At 62.9% G+C, this 18,316-nt stretch carries 16 protein-coding genes and 1 pseudogene; 5 read left to right on the forward strand and 12 right to left on the reverse strand.

The genetic code is table 11. From position 1 onward, the window contains the following. Window positions 1-336: pseudogene (locus tag WBB07_RS08315) on the forward strand (HNH endonuclease signature motif containing protein); the annotation flags it as partial. Here WBB07_RS08315 and dmpG read toward each other — a convergent pair. Genes dmpG through WBB07_RS08330 form a run of 3 tightly spaced genes read right to left on the reverse strand, consistent with a single transcriptional unit; the run spans window position 333 to window position 3,110 of the window. Beyond that, window positions 333-1,382 (reverse strand): 4-hydroxy-2-oxovalerate aldolase, encoded by a 1,050-nt coding sequence (gene dmpG, locus WBB07_RS08320; RefSeq protein WP_526306538.1) that lies wholly within the window; start codon window positions 1,380-1,382, stop codon window positions 333-335. The pseudogene WBB07_RS08315 and the gene dmpG sit on opposite strands and share 4 nt — an antisense overlap. Then, on the reverse strand, window positions 1,379-2,314 hold the full coding sequence (locus WBB07_RS08325; RefSeq protein WP_526306540.1) for an acetaldehyde dehydrogenase (acetylating): 936 nt from the start codon (window positions 2,312-2,314) through the stop codon (window positions 1,379-1,381). Before WBB07_RS08325 ends, dmpG begins: the two co-directional genes overlap by 4 nt. Window positions 2,315-2,324: 10 nt before the next feature. After that, window positions 2,325-3,110, reverse strand: a complete 786-nt coding sequence (locus WBB07_RS08330; protein ID WP_526306542.1) for a 2-keto-4-pentenoate hydratase — start codon at window positions 3,108-3,110, stop codon at window positions 2,325-2,327. 72 nt (window positions 3,111-3,182) lie between these two features. Here WBB07_RS08330 and kstD point away from each other — a divergent pair, with 72 nt between their 5' ends. Beyond that, on the forward strand, window positions 3,183-4,886 hold the full coding sequence (gene kstD, locus WBB07_RS08335) for a 3-oxosteroid 1-dehydrogenase (protein WP_526306544.1): 1,704 nt from the start codon (window positions 3,183-3,185) through the stop codon (window positions 4,884-4,886). Window positions 4,887-4,888: 2 nt separating this feature from the next. Next, window positions 4,889-5,749, forward strand: coding sequence for an enoyl-CoA hydratase ChsH3 (gene chsH3, locus WBB07_RS08340; RefSeq protein WP_526306546.1), 861 nt, complete (start codon window positions 4,889-4,891; stop codon window positions 5,747-5,749). Window positions 5,750-5,764: 15 nt separating this feature from the next. On the opposite strand, the gene WBB07_RS08345 is transcribed toward chsH3, so the two are convergent. From WBB07_RS08345 to WBB07_RS08370, 6 genes are all read right to left on the reverse strand, one after another. Further along, window positions 5,765-6,772 (reverse strand): hypothetical protein, encoded by a 1,008-nt coding sequence (locus WBB07_RS08345; RefSeq protein WP_526306548.1) that lies wholly within the window; start codon window positions 6,770-6,772, stop codon window positions 5,765-5,767. Window positions 6,773-7,528: 756 nt separating this feature from the next. After that, window positions 7,529-8,167, reverse strand: a complete 639-nt coding sequence (locus WBB07_RS08350) for a polysaccharide deacetylase family protein (RefSeq protein ID WP_526306550.1) — start codon at window positions 8,165-8,167, stop codon at window positions 7,529-7,531. Between the two features lie 158 nt (window positions 8,168-8,325). After that, entirely contained in the window at window positions 8,326-9,447 is a 1,122-nt protein-coding gene (locus WBB07_RS08355; protein WP_526306552.1) for a DegT/DnrJ/EryC1/StrS family aminotransferase, read from the reverse strand. Beyond that, window positions 9,447-10,577 carry a DegT/DnrJ/EryC1/StrS family aminotransferase gene (locus tag WBB07_RS08360; RefSeq protein WP_526306554.1) on the reverse strand — a complete coding sequence of 377 codons (1,131 nt, stop codon included), beginning with the start codon at window positions 10,575-10,577 and terminating at the stop codon, window positions 9,447-9,449. The genes WBB07_RS08355 and WBB07_RS08360 overlap by 1 nt, the downstream gene beginning before the upstream one ends. Next, a complete protein-coding gene (locus tag WBB07_RS08365; RefSeq protein ID WP_526306556.1) occupies window positions 10,574-11,566 on the reverse strand; it encodes an NAD-dependent epimerase/dehydratase family protein in 993 nt (330 codons plus the stop codon). The genes WBB07_RS08360 and WBB07_RS08365 overlap by 4 nt, the downstream gene beginning before the upstream one ends. Then, window positions 11,563-12,729 (reverse strand): Gfo/Idh/MocA family protein, encoded by a 1,167-nt coding sequence (locus WBB07_RS08370; RefSeq protein ID WP_526306558.1) that lies wholly within the window; start codon window positions 12,727-12,729, stop codon window positions 11,563-11,565. Before WBB07_RS08370 ends, WBB07_RS08365 begins: the two co-directional genes overlap by 4 nt. Window positions 12,730-12,982: 253 nt before the next feature. Between WBB07_RS08370 and WBB07_RS08375 the strand changes: the two genes are divergently transcribed. Together WBB07_RS08375 and WBB07_RS08380 are read left to right on the forward strand one after the other, a co-directional pair. After that, window positions 12,983-13,390: an acyltransferase gene (locus tag WBB07_RS08375; RefSeq protein WP_526306560.1), complete on the forward strand. Its 408-nt coding sequence runs from the start codon at window positions 12,983-12,985 to the stop codon at window positions 13,388-13,390. A gap of 106 nt (window positions 13,391-13,496) precedes the next feature. Next, window positions 13,497-14,357, forward strand: coding sequence for a class I SAM-dependent methyltransferase (locus tag WBB07_RS08380; RefSeq protein ID WP_526306562.1), 861 nt, complete (start codon window positions 13,497-13,499; stop codon window positions 14,355-14,357). Here the strand turns inward: WBB07_RS08380 and WBB07_RS08385 are convergent. From WBB07_RS08385 to WBB07_RS08395, 3 genes are all read right to left on the reverse strand, one after another. Beyond that, the gene (locus WBB07_RS08385) at window positions 14,299-15,921 is read right to left on the reverse strand and encodes a glycosyltransferase family protein (RefSeq protein WP_526306564.1); all 1,623 of its coding nucleotides are present in this window, start codon (window positions 15,919-15,921) and stop codon (window positions 14,299-14,301) included. The genes WBB07_RS08380 and WBB07_RS08385 overlap by 59 nt on opposite strands. 96 nt (window positions 15,922-16,017) lie before the next feature. Further along, window positions 16,018-16,890: a heparin lyase I family protein gene (locus WBB07_RS08390; protein WP_526306566.1), complete on the reverse strand. Its 873-nt coding sequence runs from the start codon at window positions 16,888-16,890 to the stop codon at window positions 16,018-16,020. A 74-nt stretch (window positions 16,891-16,964) separates the two neighbouring features. Beyond that, the gene (locus WBB07_RS08395; RefSeq protein WP_526306568.1) at window positions 16,965-18,248 is read right to left on the reverse strand and encodes a hypothetical protein; all 1,284 of its coding nucleotides are present in this window, start codon (window positions 18,246-18,248) and stop codon (window positions 16,965-16,967) included. Between the last annotated feature and the right edge of the window lie 68 nt (window positions 18,249-18,316).

Below are 18,316 nucleotides of genomic sequence, written 5' to 3' on the forward strand. Positions count from 1 at the left end.
GACATCGCCGCCGCCAGCCCCACCCCGCGACGCACCAACCACCGCCTCACCAAAGCCACACGCACCGCCGCCACCCGCGCCGGCATGGCCGCCAAACGCGCCGCCAACACCGAAACCCGACAGCTCAGCCGCGCCCGCACCCACAAAATCGAACTCCGCCAGTGGCGCAACAACTTCCGCCGCACCCACCTCGTCCTCAACGGCGGCCACACCAGCACCAGCCGATGGTGCCCCTGGATCAACGACCCTCTCGAAGACGAACACATCCCCGCCGACTGGCAACCACCCCCACCCAGACCCGACGACGGACCCGACGAGGACGCACCACCCTTCTAGCTGGCCGCGTCCATTTCGCGTTTGATCTCCAGCGCGATGTCGATCAGCTGGTCTTCCTGACCACCGATGAGCTTGCGCTGCCCCGCGCGGTGCAGCAGCTTGTGCGCCGGCACCCCATAACGCTCGGACTGGCGGATGGCGTGCTTGAGGAAGCTCGAGTACACCCCGGAATAGCCCATGATCAGGGCGTTGCGATCCAACAGGCATTCCTGCGGCATCGCCGGAGCCACCACTTCTTCGGCGGCATCAGCAATGTCGAAGAAGTCGATGCCGGTCTTGACACCGATCTTGTCGAACACTCCGATCAGCGCCTCCACCGGGGCATTTCCGGCACCCGCACCGAAGCGGCGGCAGGAACCGTCGATCTGCTTGGCACCAGCGCGCACCGCTTCGATCGAGTTCGCAACACCCAACCCGAGGTTCTCGTGGCCGTGGAAACCGACCTGCGCGTCGTCACCGAGCTCGGCGACCAGAGCCGACACCCGGTCGGCCACGCCTTCCAGGACCAGCGCGCCCGCCGAGTCGACGACATACACGCACTGGCAACCGGCATCGGCCATGATGCGGGCCTGGGCGGCCAGCTTCTCCGGCGAAATGGTGTGGCTCATCATCAGGAAGCCGACCGTCTCCAGTCCGAGCTCACGGGCCAGCCCGAAATGTTGGATGGAGACGTCGGCTTCGGTGCAATGCGTGGCGATCCGGCAGATTGATCCGCCGTTGTTCTGCGCCTCCTTGATGTCCTCCTTGGTGCCCACCCCGGGCAACATCAGGAAGGCGATCTTGGAGTTCTTGGCGGTCTCGGCCGCGAGCTTGATCAGCTCCTGCTCCGGAGTTTTGGAGAACCCGTAGTTGAAGCTGGATCCACCGAGCCCGTCACCGTGGGTGACCTCGATGACGGGCACTCCGGCGGTGTCCAGGGCCGCGACGATGGAACCGACCTCGTCCTTGGTGAATTGGTGTCGCTTGTGGTGCGACCCGTCGCGCAGCGACGTGTCCGTCATCCGGATGTCCCACATCGGGTCGAAGTAGATCTGGTCGGTGCTCATGCCTGGCCTCCTGAAACTGTCTGCTCTTCGCGCGCGGCGTTCAGGCCGTCCTTGGCGATCTCCTCGCCGACCTTTGTGGCTGCGGCAGTCATGATGTCCAGGTTTCCGGCATACGGCGGCAGATAATCGCCGGCGCCCTCCACCTCGATGAACGTGGTGACCAGGGCCTGCCCTCCGGAGTTGATCGACGGGTCGTCGAACTGCGGTTCGTTGAGCAACCGATAGCCCGGCACATAGGTTTGCACCTCGGCCACCACATCCCGAATGGATGCCGCGATGGCGTCACGATCGGCATCCTCGGGGATAGCGCAGAAGATGGTGTCGCGCATGATCATCGGCGGATCGGCCGGGTTGAGGATGATGATCGCCTTACCGCGCCGGGCGCCGCCGATGTTCTGCACACCCGCGCTGGTCGTCTTGGTGAACTCGTCGATATTGGCGCGGGTGCCGGGGCCGGCCGAGGCCGACGACACCGACGCCACGATCTCGCCGTAGGGCACCTCCACGACGCGAGACACCGCGTGCACGATCGGAATCGTCGCCTGGCCACCGCAGGTCACCATGTTGACGTTCGGGGCGTTCAGGTGTTCGCGCAGGTTGGCCGGCGGGATCACCCCTGGGCCCACCGCCGCCGGGGTGAGGTCGATCGCGCGGATCCCGGCCTCGGCATAACGTGGCGCCGCATCACGGTGGACGTAGGCGCTGGTGGCCTCGAATACCATGTCCGGCTTCTCGTTCTGGGCAAGCAGCCAGTCCACCCCTTCGTGGGTGGTCTCCAGCCCCAGTTTGCGAGCTCGCGCCAACCCCTCGCTGTCGGGGTCGATACCTACCATCCAGCGCGGCTCGAGCCAGTCCGAGCGCAACAACTTGTACAACAGGTCGGTACTGATGTTTCCCGACCCGACAATCGCAACCTGCAGCTTCTGCGGCATGAAACCCTCGCTATTCGAATGACAGCTCTACTGAACCCAAACCGGTGAAATCGGCGACAAAATGATCGCCGGGGTGTGCATCTATCGCCCGGGTACAAGACCCGGGAAGAACCACGTCGCCCGCCTTGAGACGGACACCGAAGCTGTCCACCTTGCGCGCCAGCCACGCCACCGCGGTGACCGGATTGCCCAGCACCGCGTCGCTGCGCCCTTCGGCGATCACCTCACCGTTGCAACGCAGCACGGCATCGATGTTCCTGATGTCAATGTCCTTGGGCGACACCCGTTCCGTGCCGAGCACCCAGCCGGCCGAGGACGCATTGTCGGCGATGGTGTCGCAGAGTTTGATCTTCCAGTCCTTGATCCGGGTGTCGATCAACTCGATCGACGGGACGAACGCCGCTGTCGCGGCAAGCACATCGTCTTCGGTGCACCCGGCACCGGGCAGATCGTCGGCCAGGATGAATCCGACCTCCACCTCCACGCGTGGGTAGAGGTACTTCGACGCCAGAACCGGGCGATCCTGGAACACCGCCATGTCTTCGAGCAGATGGCCGTAGTCGGGCTCGTCGACGTTCATCATCTTCTGCATGGCCTCGCTGGAGAGCCCGACCTTGTGCCCGATCACCCGGGCACCCTCGGCCACCCGTTGGCGGATGTTGATCAGCTGGATCTCGTACGCGTCCACCACGTCGATATCGGGATTGACTGCGGTCAACGGATCGATCGGCACCCGGCTGCGCTCGGCTTCGGCCAAGTCGGCGGCCAGCTTCGCACGGGTCTCTTCGCCCAGCATCTCGTGAATTCCCCTCACTTGTTTGACCGGGGCAGTTGTCCGCAGCCCGGGCAATTCTATAACGTGTTCTACATGACTGGTCAGGAGTGCACTGCATTCGACGTGGTGGTGGTGGGGAGCGGCGGCGCCGGCATGGTCGCTGCCCTCACCGCCGCTCACCAGGGGCTATCAACATTAATCGTTGAGAAGGCTCCGCACTATGGTGGTTCCACTGCGCGGTCGGGTGGCGGAGTCTGGATTCCGAACAACCACGTGCTCAAGAAGGCGGGTGTCTCCGACACCGCCGAAGCGGCCCGCACGTATCTGCACGCGATCATCGGCGACGTGGTCCCGGCAGAGCGGATCGACACCTATCTGCAGCGCGGCCCCGAGATGCTCCGGTTCGTGGCGGAACACTCCCCCCTGAAGCTGTGCTGGGTGCCGGGGTACTCCGATTACTACCCCGAGGCCGCGGGTGGAAAAGCAAGTGGTCGTTCGGTGGAACCGAAACCCTTCGACGCCAAGAAGCTCGGGGCCGATCTTCCCGGACTGGAGCCGCCGTACGGCAAGGTGCCACTGAACGTGGTGGTGATGCAGCAGGACTATGTGCGCCTCAACCAGCTCAAACGTCATCCACGCGGCGTGCTGCGCAGCCTCAAGGTGGGCGCCCGGACCGTGTGGGCCAAGGCCACCGGCAAGAACCTCGTCGGCATGGGGCGCGCCTTGATCGCCCCACTGCGGGTCGGGTTGCAGCAGGCCGGAGTGCCGGTACAACTCAACACCGCATTCACCGATCTCTATGTCGAGGACGGTGCGGTGCGGGGCATCTACGTCCGCGATGCCGATGCACCCGAGTCGGCGGAACCGCGCCTGATCCGGGCCCGACGCGGGGTGATCCTCGGTAGCGGCGGCTTCGAGCACAACGAGCAGATGCGGATCAAGTACCAGCGCGCACCGATCACCACCGAGTGGACCGTGGGGGCAAAGGCCAACACCGGTGACGGCATCCTGGCGGCCGAAAAGCTGGGCGCCACCCTCGATGTCATGGAGGACGCCTGGTGGGGGCCGACGGTGCCGCTTGTCGACGCGCCGTGGTTTGCGCTGTCGGAACGCAACTCGCCGGGCTCGATCATCGTCAACATGGCGGGCAAGCGATTCATGAACGAATCCATGCCCTACGTCGAGGCCTGCCACCACATGTACGGCGGTGAATTCGGACAGGGCCCCGGCCCGGGAGAGAACATCCCGGCCTGGCTGATCTTCGACCAGCAGTACCGGGACCGTTACATCTTCGCCGGACTGCAGCCGGGACAACGCATCCCCAACAAATGGCTGGAATCAGGTGTGATCATCACGGCGGCCACGCTGGCCGAGCTGGGTGAGAAGGCCGGATTGCCCGCGGCCGCCTTCGCCGAAACCATCAACCGGTTCAACGGCTTCGCCCGCTCCGGCAGCGACCAGGACTTCCACCGCGGTGAAAGCGCCTACGACCGCTACTACGGAGATCCCACCAACAAACCGAACCCCAACCTCGGCGAGATCAAGATGGGACCGTTCTATGCCGCCAAGATGGTGCCCGGCGACCTGGGCACCAAGGGCGGTGTTGTCACCGACATCCACGGCAGGGCATTGCGCGACGACGGCACGGTGATCAGCGGCCTCTACGTCGCCGGCAATGCCAGCGCACCGGTGATGGGCCACACCTACCCCGGCCCCGGTGGCACCATCGGACCCGCCATGACATTCGGTTACCTCGCGGCCCTGCACATTGCCGACGCCGCCAAGGCAGGTGCCTGACCATGCCTATCGATCTCGATCGAGCCCTCGGCGCCGAGCTTCCGCCCGCCGAATTCTCTTGGGGCAGCAGCGATGTCCAGCTGTATCACCTCGGACTCGGGGCCGGCGCCGATCCGCTCTCCCCGCGGGAGCTGCGCTATCTGGTTGACGAGACCCCGCAGGTGCTGCCGACGTTCGGCAGTGTCGCGCAAAGCTTCCACATGACCAAGCCGCCGACGGTGAACTTCCCCGGGATCGACATCGAGCTGTCGAAGGTGCTTCACGGAAGTGAAGGCATCACCGCACCCGCTCCGATCCCACCTTCGGGAACCGGTATCGCCGTCACTCGGTTCACGGACATCTGGGACAAGGGCAAGGCGGCGGTCATCTGGTCGGAGACCACAGTGACCGCCCCGGACGGCAAGCTGTTGTGGACGCAGAGACGTTCCATATTCGCCCGTGGTGAGGGCGGATTCGGCGGTGACCGTGGCCCATCCGGCAGTTCGACCGTCCCGGACCGGGCACCTGACCTCGAGATCCCCATCGTCACCCTGCCGCAGCAGGCACTGCTCTACCGGCTCTGCGGTGACCGCAATCCGCTGCACTCCGATCCGGACTTCGCTTCTGCGGCAGGATTTCCCAAGCCGATCCTGCACGGCCTGTGCACCTACGGGATGACCTGCAAGGCGTTGACAGACGCGTTGTTCGATGGTGACGCCGCGGCAGTCGGGTCCTACAGCGCCAAATTCGCCGGGGTGGTCTTCCCAGGCGAGACTTTGATCGCCCGGGTATGGGACGAGGACGGTCGCTTCGTCGCGAATGTGGCAGCGCCGTCACGGGACGGGGCCGCAGTGCTCAGCGATGTGGAGATGGTGAAAGCGTGAAGTAGCTTGCCCAGATCACGGGCTTGCAGATCCGCCGGACGAACCACCGTCGTTCGAACTGCCGCCCGACGAGCTGGACCCATCATTTTTCGACTCGCTGTTCGAAGAACCACTGCTGCCCGAAGAGCCGACGCTGCCGGTAGAACCACTGCTGCCCGAAGCGCCCGAGTCATCCTTGCCGGCACTCGGCGTTGTGGAATGCGAAAGACTCTCGCTTGCTGGTGAATTACTGACAGTTGACTCCGGGCGCTTTGCCTCGGTTTCCACGCCACTGGTGCTTTCGATCACGCCGGACTGCGTCGATAGTCGAGCCCCTGAGGGCTCACTCGGAGCTTCCGAACTGGAGACCGTGGGGACCGCAGACGCCACTGCTACCGGCGCCGGCGCCACGGCAAGAGTGGGGGTGGGCGCGAGCGTCGGCGCCGACACCGGGCTTGGCGCCGCCACTGCCGCCGGTGCCGGTGCCGGACCGACCTCAGACACACCAACCGAGAGCTGACTCAGCTGCGCTTCAGCGGTCACGGGCGCCGCAAGCGTTGTCACCCCAGGCGCAACTGCAGCTTGTGACACCATCATCGGGGCAGGAGGAGACTCCGACGGCGTCGCCGGCAGTGCCTTCAGTACCGGCTCAGACGGCCCACCGCTGTTGGCTTGCGCCGTGGCGGTCGAGTCGAGCAAGAACGCCGGCTTACCGCGAACATCAATTCGGTGGATGGTCGTGGTCACAGGTACGACATCTACTTCACCCAGCTGATTCTCGATCCAGCCGAGATCGGCCTGCCCGAGAAGGGCTGCGTCCAGCATTCTGTTGAAATCCAGAAGATCTGGATGTTGAAGCACCTGCTGCAGCGCCGCATCCGGCAGACTCAGCAGAACTTGCAGCTTCGTCAGAAGGGCGGTGCGTGCGGCCTCGTCGGTTTCCGACATCAGCAGGGCGAACAAACCCTGCAGCTTTGTCTTGAGCGGCACCTCGTACCACGCGCCTGACAAGCCCGAGCCCACTGCCACACCCAGGTTCGACACTGCACCCGTCCACGACCTGACTGCCATGTTCATGAACTGCGCGAGTTCGATGTTCGCCGAACTGAACGCCTGGACCGGACCGCTTGCACCCATACTCAGCGCAGTTTCGATCTCGGCGGCGACGCCTGTTGCGTCGGGCAGTGCTTGGTAACCACCCGACTCGACAGGTCCCGGGAAGAGTGCCCACGCGTTTACCGCGACCACCGCGGAAAGGAAGATCAGACAGTCTCGACGAGCAACCGACGGTCTACCGCCCGCGTGCGTCGCATTGTTCACATCCGATCCAGCTACGGGCAATTGTCGGAGATGAGCCTGGTCAGTCATCGCCGTCTCCTTGCTAGCGTCATGCCGCGTCGAAATAGCCTAAGACTTTGCTGAATCCACTGTCAACCGAGGTTTTTCGACTTATGGCGAACGCAACTATCCCTCGCGTGAGCCCCGCGAACAGCGACCTCCACCCAGCCGGCCGCTACCGACCCCGGTCCCGATCACCGGCACCTGGCCGCCAGGTCGAACGTCAGCGGACACGTCATAAAAAAGGGCTTCACAAGGGCTTTTTCATTCGAGTCAGGGTAGGTTCGAGGGGTTTGTTCACCTCGTTGACGAACCGGCCACGCCCGACCGAGAAGCGACGTCCCGGCGCAGCGACGCTGTCGGGTAGCCGCCTGAATGGCTACCGTCCAGGATCGGACATTCGCAGCCTTGCATGCATTGCTGAAATTGACGCCGCAGGGGCCGTTTTGGAGGTGGCACTGTTCAGTACCACTCTTCCCACTTGTCGAACGCACCCGAAAGCGCCGACCGGAATACCCGATCGTTGTCCCAACGCGTGATGAACGTACGCGCAAACGTTCCCGGGTAGCGAGTGTCCTCGGCCTGCGCGTAGACGTGGGTATAGCCGGCATCGGCTGCAGCTACTGCGGCAGTCTCGGTCCAATCGTGCGATTGGCCAAACGGGATTGCGAACTCATCGATCTCGATTCCCAGTCGCGACTCGATGACCCGCCGCGACTCCTTCAATTCCCGCACGGTCTGCCCACCGTCGATATCGGAGAAGTTCGGGTGCGACAGTGAATGACTGCCGATGACAACCCCTTGGGAAGCAAGATGTTCGACTTCCTTCCAACCCATCATTATGTCGCCGGCCCACTCACGTGCGGCGCCGTCAACCCAATCGCTGACGACAAACAGCGTCCACGGGATTCCGAGCTCGCGCAGGATCGGCGCAGCTGTCGTGGCGGCACTGCGGATGCCGTCGTCGAAGGTGATGGCCAACGCGTTCGAGGGAGCGTGTCCGTCAGCGATCTCGGTTGCCGGCACGAATACATACCCGGCTTCGAGGGCGGATTCGAGATGTCTCCGGAAACGTTCGGGAGCGACATCGTTGTCGCGCATGAAGGGGGTCCCGACAGAGTGATAAGCAAGGATTCGAGGCCGTTGCGCAGCGGGCGAATTGTGGGTGACAGCCCGAACATTGCGCTCACCGAACACCCGAGCGGTGGCTACGTACTTGCGCTGATCCCGGACCTTGCGCGCGGCGCGTCTGACGTAACTCACTTGGACACCCCGGCCAGTCGGGAGACGAGTGTCTCCACGACGTACCGCTGCTGCTCCAGGCTGATGTGCGGATACAACGGCAGTGACAGAATGCGCCCTGCAGCCGTCTCTGCGACGGGGAAGGATCCGCGCCGATATCCGAGATGTGCGTAGGCGGCGGTGAGATGGACCGGTGTTGGATAGTGGACACCGGCACCGATCTCAGCCGCGTTCAGGTCTGCAAGGACACGATCCCGTTCTTCCAGCTGGATGACAAAGAGATGCCAGACGTCCGCATTCACCGGGTCCGGCTTCGGCAACCGCAGACCGGGAACGTCGCTGAGCATCTCGGTGTAACGCACCGCGGCATTGCGGCGCAATCTGTTCCATTCCGCAAGCCGCCGGAGCTTCGCAATGAGCACCACAGCCTGCACCGCATCCAACCGAGAGTTGAACCCCACCACATCGTGGACGTACTTGCGATCACTGCCATGCGCCGCGATCTTGCGAACTCTGCCGGCGAGCGCCGCGTCGTTGGTCAGCACGGCTCCGGCGTCTCCGGCCGCGCCGAGATTCTTGCCGGGATAGAAGCTCGTCGCCGCGGCGACTCCGAATCCGCCCGCCGAACGCCCCGCTCGTTGTGCTCCCTGAGCCTGTGCGGCGTCCTCGATGATCGGCACCGCGTACTCTTCCGACAGCTTCGTCAGCTGTTCCATCGGCGCGGTTTGCCCGAAGAGGTGCACGGGCACGATTGCCTTGGTACGTGCTGTGATCGCGTCTTCCACGCGCAACGGATCCATCAAGAGTTGGTCGGCGTCGACATCGACAAACACCGGAACCGCACCCATGCGGCTCACCGCTTCCGCAGTCGCAATGAAGGTGTTCGCCGGCATGATCACCTCATCGGATGGCTTGACCCCCGTGGCCCGCAACGCAAGCTCGAGCGCGTCTGTTCCGTTGGCCACGGCCACGACGTGATCAACACCGACGAACTGGGCATAGTCGCGTTCGAACTCGGCCACCGCAGGACCCCCGATGAAGGCTCCGCTGGCGAATATCTCCAGGAGCTGCGGTTCGACCTCGTCGGCGATCTCGCGCTGCTGCGCAGCGAGATCAACCAGCGGCACTCGCATCGACATCAACACTGCACCAGTACGTCGATGACGCGCTGCTGCTGCGCATCAGTCAGCTCGTGGTACAGAGGCAGAATCAACGTGTGGTCGGTGAGGTGCTCCGTTATCTGCAGCGCGGCCCCACCGCAGTCACGGCCCGAATACGCCGGCTGCCGGTGAGCTGCCATGATGCCACGGCGCGCTGAAATCTCGGCAGCGGCCAGCTTTTCCAGAAGTTGCTCGCGTTCGAGCGGATAGTCGGCGCCGACCTCAACCCAAAACGATTGATAGTTGGACTCGCCATCGACGGGGTCGGTGACGCAGCGGAGCCCGGCCACCTCACCGAGACTGCGTTGATAGACGGCGGCCAACTCACGCCGACGACCGATGACCTTGTCCAGCTTGCTCAGTTGAACAAGACCGACCGCGGCTTGCAGATCAGTCATCCGGTAGTTGTAACCGACTTCCAGGAACTGCTCTGCCGGAGGCAGAATGCTGCGGTGGCGCTCGGCAGCGCCGACACTCATGCCATGCTCCCTCAGCAGGCGTGCCCGATCCGCCCAGGCGGCATCGTCGGTAGTCAGCATCCCACCTTCGCCGGTGGTCAGGATCTTGCGTGGGTGAAACGACCAGACCGTGATGTCGGCGCGCACGCCGACGGGCTCACCGCGATACCGTGACCCCGCGCCACAGGCGGCGTCCTCGATGACCACGATCCCCAGCCGGTCACACACGTGCCTGATCGACACCAGATCAACCGGCACGCCGCCTTGGTCGACGGCGATGATGGCACGCGTTGCCGGGGTCAATGCCGCCGAAATGGTATCCGCCGTGACATTGCCAGTGGCGGCGTCGACATCGGCGAACACCGGCCGGGCTCCCGTGTACACCACGGCATTGGCTGTCGCGATGAACGACAACGAGGGAACGACGACGTCATCGCCCGGTCCGATTCCCGCAAGAACCAGCGAAATATGCAGAGCCGTAGTGCAGTTGGACAGCGCAACTGCATGTTCGGCCCTCATTGTGCGTGCGAACTCGGATTCGAACTCGGCCACCCGCGGCCCTTGGGCAATCCACCCGGACGCGATCACCGAGCTCAGCGCGGCAACTTCCTCAACCCCCAGCCAGGGCTTCATCACGTTGATGCGGTTCAAGCGACCACTCCTCGGCCGGCGGCGATCTGGTCGCGTTGGGGTTCCCACCATTGGACAAGCCGGGCCAGGCCGGTCTCCAAGGGAACGGCGGCGCAGAATCCCAGATCACGCTGCGCGGCCGTGGTGTCCGCGAGTCGCCGCACAACGCTGTTGACGGCGCGCGGCGGCAGGTACTCGATCGGCAGATCCGAGTGCATGACAGTCAGCAGTGCTTCGGCAAGGCCGTTCAGGCTGGTTTCCGTCTGGCTCGCGATGTTGTACACGCCCTCGGTGATCTCACTTTGAGCGGCGAGGAGGTTGGCACGGGCGATGTCCTCGGTGTAGATGAAATCCATGGTCTGGTCACCATCACCGAAGATCAACGGGGCGGCACCGTCTGCGATGCGCTCCATCCAGCGGACCAGCACCTCGGTGTAAAAACCGTGGACATCCATTCGAGGTCCGTAGACGTTGAAGTACCGAAGAGCGATGTATCGCAGACCGTACATCGCATGGAAACTGCGCAACATGCCTTCGTTGAAGCTCTTCGCGGCTCCGTAGAAGGTGTCGTTGTTGTGATGGTGGTGACGCTCATCGGTCGGGAAGTGTTCGGCCATACCGTATACCGATGCCGACGAAGCAGCGACTACTTTGTCGACGCCACTGCTAGCGGCAGCCTCCAACACGTTGAAGGTGCCGTTGACGAGGACCTCCAACGCCAGTCTCGGCTCTTCGGCGCACTGCGTGATCCTTATCGCCGCTTGATGAAACACGACTTCGCTGCCCTTGGTCATGTCATGCACCAGGTCGACGTCACGCAGATCACCGATGACAAGCTCCACCCGCGGATCCTCGAGAGCCAGGGTGAGGTTCTCCCGCCGGCCGCGGGTCAGATTGTCCAGGATCCTGACACGCCCGACTCCGACGTCGAGCAACTGATCGACGATGGTCGAGCCGATGGTCCCGGCACCGCCGGTGACCAATACGGTTGCGCCCGTCAACTGACTCATACGCCAACCTCATTCAGCATCAATATTTCTGGCGCCTCCGGGCTCACCGGCTTGCCGTGCGCCGCGAGGCTGGCCGAGATGGCCTCGAGCACTGACAGCACCCTCAACCCAGCCGCACCGTCGGTTCGGGGTGGCCGCTGTTCCCTGATTGCCGAGGCGAATTCGGCCACCATCGATGACAACGCTTCCGTCTCCGGCAACGCCGGCACGGTGATATCGCCCAATCTGTATGACACCGCGGACTTCCGACGCTTGTCCGTATCACCCATATCGCGGCTCGCCGCGAGGTCGATCCCCCGGTCGTGAATCGCGACCCGTTGCTGAGGATTCAGATCGTCCCAAACGAGGGTGCGGTGGCTGCCACCGATGACCATCCGCCTGATCTTCGTCGGCGACATCCAGTTGACATTCACGTGAGCTACACCTCTGTTGGGCAGCGGCATCGTCGCGTATCCGACGCACGCCTTGCCCGAGCCGAGCGGATCGGCTCCCGTTGCGGATACCTGATCGGGAACCAGACCGCCGGGCAGCGTGTAGTCGAGGATGGCGAGGTCGTGAGGCGCCAAGTCCCAGAAGACATCGACGTCCGGTTGGACCAGGCCTAGATTGATGCGTGTCGAGTCGACGTAAAGAACGTGCCCGAGAATGCCTTTCGCGAGAATGCCGTGGATGTACTCGACCGCGGGCGTGTAGCAGTACGTGTGATCGACCATGAGCGTCAGGCCCGCAGCTTCACCGGCCTCGATCATCGCTGCCGCCTCCGCCGTGGTCGGCGCCAACGGCTTCTCGACAAGAACGTGCTTTCCCGCATCGAAGGCCGCAAGAGCCAGCGGGGCGTGGCTGGCCGCGGGCGTCGCGATCGCGACGGCGTCGATGTCGTCACGCGTCAACAGCCGCTCGACAGATGTCTCCACCTCCACCGTCGACCGCGCCCCCACGACGCTGCGAGCACGGTGCTCATCCAGATCGCATACTGCGACGAGATCCCACTCCGATGAACCCTGGAAGTTCCGGGCGAGCTTGGGACCCCAGTAGCCAGCACCGATAATGGCAATTCGAAACGTACGTTTCATTCTGACGATCCCCCTCATCAGTGCGCGATGACCGCTAATTCGCTGGTTCTGCACCACCACGCGATGTTGCGCTGAATCTTCGAGGAGCATACGCCGCTCATTTCGGGTTGCAAAGAGCCGTTCAACAGGTACTATTCGGTGGCACAGCCAGGGAGGTCGGATGTGTCAACCAGCCGCGATTGATGTATTTGTTCACCCTCTTGGAATTTGCGAAAGCAACAACATCGGCCCCGGAACCAGAATCTGGGCGTTCGCTCACGTCATGGCCGGCGCCAGGTTAGGCAATAGCTGCAATGTTTGCGACCACGCGTACATAGAAGATGGAGTTGTCATCGGTGACCGAGTGACGATCAAGAACCGAGTGCTGTTGTTCGAGGGCGTTACCGTCGAGGACGACGCCTTCCTCGGTCCCGGCGTCATCTTCACCAACGACCCCTATCCACGGGCGTACGTCAAGCGCCGCGGTGGCGAGTTAGCCAGAACGCTTGTGCAGCGAGGCGTGACACTGGGCGCGGGAACCGTTGTGGTTTGCGGGACAACGATCGGCCGCTACGCCTTCGTCGGTGCTGGAACTGTCGTGACCAAGGATGTGCCGCCGCATGCCTTCATGGTCGGTAACCCCGGCCGAAACATCGGGTGGGCCTGCGAATGCGGCCACCGCCTCCCACCTGATCTCACCTGCACTTGCGGACTCAGCTATCACGAGACATCCACGGGCCTGGCCCACAGAAACGGAGAACACAGTGTCTAAGCAGGCCACCTGGTCCTCACAGGGAATACACAAGGATCCAGCCGAAGTCTCGCCTGATCCGAGTTCGTGGCACCCCGATTGGACAGAGGCTTTCGGAAGTCCAGAGATGGAGACCTACCGCTCCGCGCTCAGGATCGGCGACCTCGATGTCAGATCCTCCAGTCTCAGAGAGTTGGCCGACTACCACGGCGCCTCACCCGAGGAATGTCTCAAACGCTGTCTCCACTGGGAAGACTGGAGTGTCCAGGAATGGAAGTCTGCCGACCGTTCCACGGAGGAAGGCTTGCAGGACTTCTACCGACGCGTGAAGTCATGGGCGTTCGACCTGACCTGGTATGCCTACCTTCAGGAGTCCGGCCACGTCTTCCCCGCATCTGTGGCGGCGGTACGTTTTGCACTCCAGAACACCACGGGCCGCGACCATCTCGATTTCGGCTCCGGCACGGGTACCACAGCACAGCTTTTCTTCCGCTCTGGTTTCACCACAACGATGGCCGACATCTCGGGGACGCTTCTGGACTACGCCACCTGGCGCCTGGACGCGCACGGCGACCAGGCCAACCGAATCGATCTCACCACCGAGAACTTGCCCTCCAACGCATACGATTTCATCACCGCGCTGGACACGCTTGTCCACGTTCCCGATTTCGATGCAACGGCCCGCGATCTTCATCGCGCCATCAGGCCGGGCGGGTACATGTTGGCCAACTTCGACGTTCGCGAGAGGGACGATCACGGCAGCCTCTGGCATCTGCACAACGACCCGAAGCTGCTGGACCATCGCCTTCGAGTAGCCGGCTTTGTGCGCACGCACACGCTGGCCGATCTGACATGCTGTTACCTCGCAGTGGATCCCACACGCCCGACATACAAGCTCGCAACGGCAGTCGACGCTGCCGCGTTGCCACTCAAGCGCGCGAAGAAGCGCGGACTGGACTTCCTGCACGGGCTCCGAAAGCCCGAATAGAACCGCGTATCTGCCGCAGTCGGGCGAGATCGACATCCCGCAGCAGTTCGGGAGGCCGAACGGCAGTTCCAGAACGCTTCAGACGCCGCCAGGTGCGGACTCGCTCCCGAAGTGGCATGTGGCTCAAAACCTCCCGGTACACCGCGTCGACTCCTTGAGCTTGTCCTGTCCGCTGCTGTATCTGGGCAACGGTGCGATCCAACGGGCCCGACTGCGGGGCCTGGTCGCAGGTGCCCACAATGCCTTGTGCAGCTCCTGGCCGCTGCGCAAATTCATACAGAGAGTCGACCACTTCTTGCCACGCAGTACTGCTGTGCGTCGCGGCAACCTTGGCGCGCAGCGTCTCTCCTCGAGAGTGCCGGAGTTCGGCGCTTGCGGCGAGTGCACTGACCACTTGGCGGAACTCATCAGCGGTGTTCGGATAGAAGACGTCATCTTCGATTGCCGGCGGGTCGGCACCCAGGACTTCACAACCGGGACCATGACCGCGGTAGCTGACCAGTGGCACACCATGAGCGCCGGCTTCCAGCAATGAGGTGATCGAGGCAAACGGGAAGGAATCGACGTAGATGTCCGCCGCCGCAAAGAGACCTGCCACGTCGGGCAGCGGGCCAAGGGCGCAAATTCGGCCGCCGGTGGCCTCGTGTGCCGTCAGCCACTGGCCTTCCGCCGGTGGGCCGGCCGCGAGGACAACCAGGTTCTGATCAGCGTTCACGGCCTGTGTGAGGAGCTCGACCAGGCTGTCGCCGTCATCAAGGGGCTGATACTTGTTACCCGATGCCGCTGTTGCGATCACGATGTGCGTGTCCGTGAGCCCAAAATGAGCGCGCGCATCTGCTCGCGTCAGGCTCGACGCCGGAAAGACCAACGGACGATTCGCCACAAATCCGCCGTCGGACGGCAGCCCCCGTCGCTGTATCGACAACTCTTCCGCGCTACGTCGTAAATGCAGTACCGTCCGCGCGATGGAAGTACCGGACCAAAACACGTGACTTGCGTGGTTGACAACTATGCACGGCTTGGCAGACCCGACGAGGGCAAGTGCGGGTTGGATATCATCCGGGTGTGCGTGTACGACGACAATGTCGGCATCCTGAATGTGCCGCCGCAGCGCTGCCGCACGGCGCAGATCACCTCGGTACCGCCCGTCCAGACAGACCGGCGCAGCGCCCAGCAGCGCCGACACTTTGGCGGGAATCGGCTGTCCGCCTTGACGAGTAACGACCACGCGGTGCGCTGATCGACTGTCGTCCGATATCCATCTTGCGAGCATCTGGGTGTGCCCACCCGTGGGATACAGCTCGGTAGCGATGTGGAGCACAACCCTCTCGTGGCTGCCCGAGGACGATCTGAACCGCGCTGAACGGGCGTCCGGAACACGACCGCCCAGGTCCACAACAAGCCGCTCCAAGGCGGCGTCACTGAATACGCCGGCGTGGTTGTACCAGGCAAAGCTGGCAGCCGCTGATGCGAGAGCTGTCGATTGCTCTAGATTGCCTGCCTTGCAGGCATTTTCAGCATCCGCAACCAGCGCTCGCAGAACAGCAAAGTTCGCCTGTATCATATCGTCAGCCTCGGCTGTCAATGTTGTTCGCGACACTTCGATTTCACCTCTGCCCGATCACCGGTATGTCAGGTCCGTTTTGGCGACCGCCCAGGCCTAGAGCGGAACCAGGCTATCCTCGGCGTTGGCTGCCGAGAAGCCGTCATGGTAGACGACGCCGGTCGCAGCGATGGAACTGTCGCGGTAATAGCCCTGCTTGAAGTAGACACCACCGCCGCCCGGCATCAATGTCCTGGTCGCACATCGGGTCTGCTGGGAACATGGCGCATCGGTGAAGACCTGTGGGGCCCCGTTGATCCAGAGCTCGATGAAGCCGATATCGTCGCGGGCCGACCATTTGACATGCATTTTGATGTCATTCCAGACCCCACGGACCACCGGCGCGCTCCACGGCGCAAACTTCGGCGGGTCTTGATCGTTGGGCGAGTCCCACTTGGTCAGGACGATTCCCCATCGATCGGCAGTTACGTTGGCCAGAATTGCTACCGGCGGCGATCCGTCAGCGTCGGCATGCCACTGCGAAAGAACACTCCATCCGACCCCGCTCGGGAACTCTTCGCCGAATCTCGTGCTCCACTGGTACCACCGCTCGTCACCCTCGCCGGCTTGGACGGCCGCGTCCCCACTCACTTCAGCCCTCGCGCCGCAGCAGATACCCGTAGGAACATCCCCATGACGGAGCTCGAATCGGGCCGCGAACCTGCCCTGCCGGACGATTTGATCCTCCACCCGCATGCCATAGCCACTCCCGTCCAACTTCGAGCAGGTCACACTTCCCACCGCGACGTCCTGGCAGACGGGCCACTGGTTGAAATTGCCCGTTTCGAAGTCGCCGACAAAGGTCGGGGCGGCTGCTGAGGCAACTGGGGTGGTGTGTGGTCCAGCGCAACCCGTCACACTGGCGACCAGAGCCGCTGTGAGCACCGCGACGCCGAATCCGCGGCCGAAGGACAACCATTTTGATCTCATCGCACTTCCAGCTGTCGTCAAACCTTGAAGAGTACCGATAGTCCGTAAGGATGTATCCCACTTCGACTTGTCCATCAGCGCGCTGCCACCAATGGCACCAAAACAATTCCCATTGTGAGGGTGGCCTGTAGAAGAATCAAGGCAATCAGCGGCCAGTTGCGTTTGATCAAACCCCCTTGCGCAAGGGCGACTATCGTCATCATCGCGATCGCTGCAACCGGTAGTTCAAAATACTTCTGGTACAGCTGACCGCCGGCACTCAGGCAGACGGCCAACGCCACCAACGCCGTACCAGCAAGAGTTTTCGTCGGCTGGTCCAGTGTCATGAGGACGTGACACACCGACCACGCGCCGATGAACGCGAGTATTGCCAGCACTATTGAGCGATCTCCATACGATGGTCCGTGTGCAACCAGCATCCAGATCAGGCCACCGTATCGGGTGTTGTCCGGTGGAACGGTTGCGACACTGGGAAACACGATGGCGGGGACAGCCGCCAGGGTCCCCAGCACCAGCGGAGCCAGGGTCCTCCGGACGGGCCGACCGACAACACCGATCACGATGGGCACAAAGAACATGGCGGCGACCGCAAAACAGTAGGACAGTGATACGGGGCTGCGATTCGCTGCATTCATCTCACGGAACCCTGGGGGTGTGAGACCGTGCCAGGCAGTTGCAAGTACAGCGAGCACGAAAAACGCGGGGGCCGCAACTCTGCAGATCGCCCCCATCTTGGCTGCGGTGGCCGATCCATTCATCGAGGACCCCGTAACCGCGACGCATGGCACCACGGCCCAGACATACGTTTGCCTGGTGGCAACTGCGGCCGCCAAGAGGAGACCAACTCCGAATTGCGACAATACATTTCCCGGATCACGGCGAACGACCAGGATCAGCGCAGCCAATCCGAAAAACAGCGCAGCCGCATCGTTGAGCATCCACAAACCGGACTGCCAAAAATATGGCGAAAGTAGAAGCGGTGCGACCGCAAGTACGCCGAATAGCGTACTCACAGTGGACATCGCAAACCAAACGGCAAGCGCCGCAAGGTCCGCGGCAAAGAGCGAGGCAACGAACTGCGTTTGATGCTCCGTGAGATCGAAAGGCCCGGATACCGCCGCCAGGACCAGGTGGTAAAGCGGCGCAGTCGCGGTGTCCACATTGACGATATCGATCCGCGGAAAAGTGTCTCGGAAGTATTGGACCGTGACCCAATGGTAGTGACGCTGATCGATCCCGCCCGAGGTCACCATGATGCGCGAAGAAGCCACCAGCGCCGACAGGGTGCACACCGTGAGCGCCGCCAACGCCGGTGCGATCCTGCGGTGCCCGGGCCGGACTTGTCCGTCCGATGTCATCCGGTCCCCTACTGAACAGAAGTTGAGTTCGGTTCGCTTTTGTCGGTGAGGAATGAAAACCGCCAGCG

Origin of the sequence: Mycobacterium sp. (assembly GCF_049647605.1) — a bacterium.
Lineage (GTDB): Bacteria > Actinomycetota > Actinomycetes > Mycobacteriales > Mycobacteriaceae > Mycobacterium.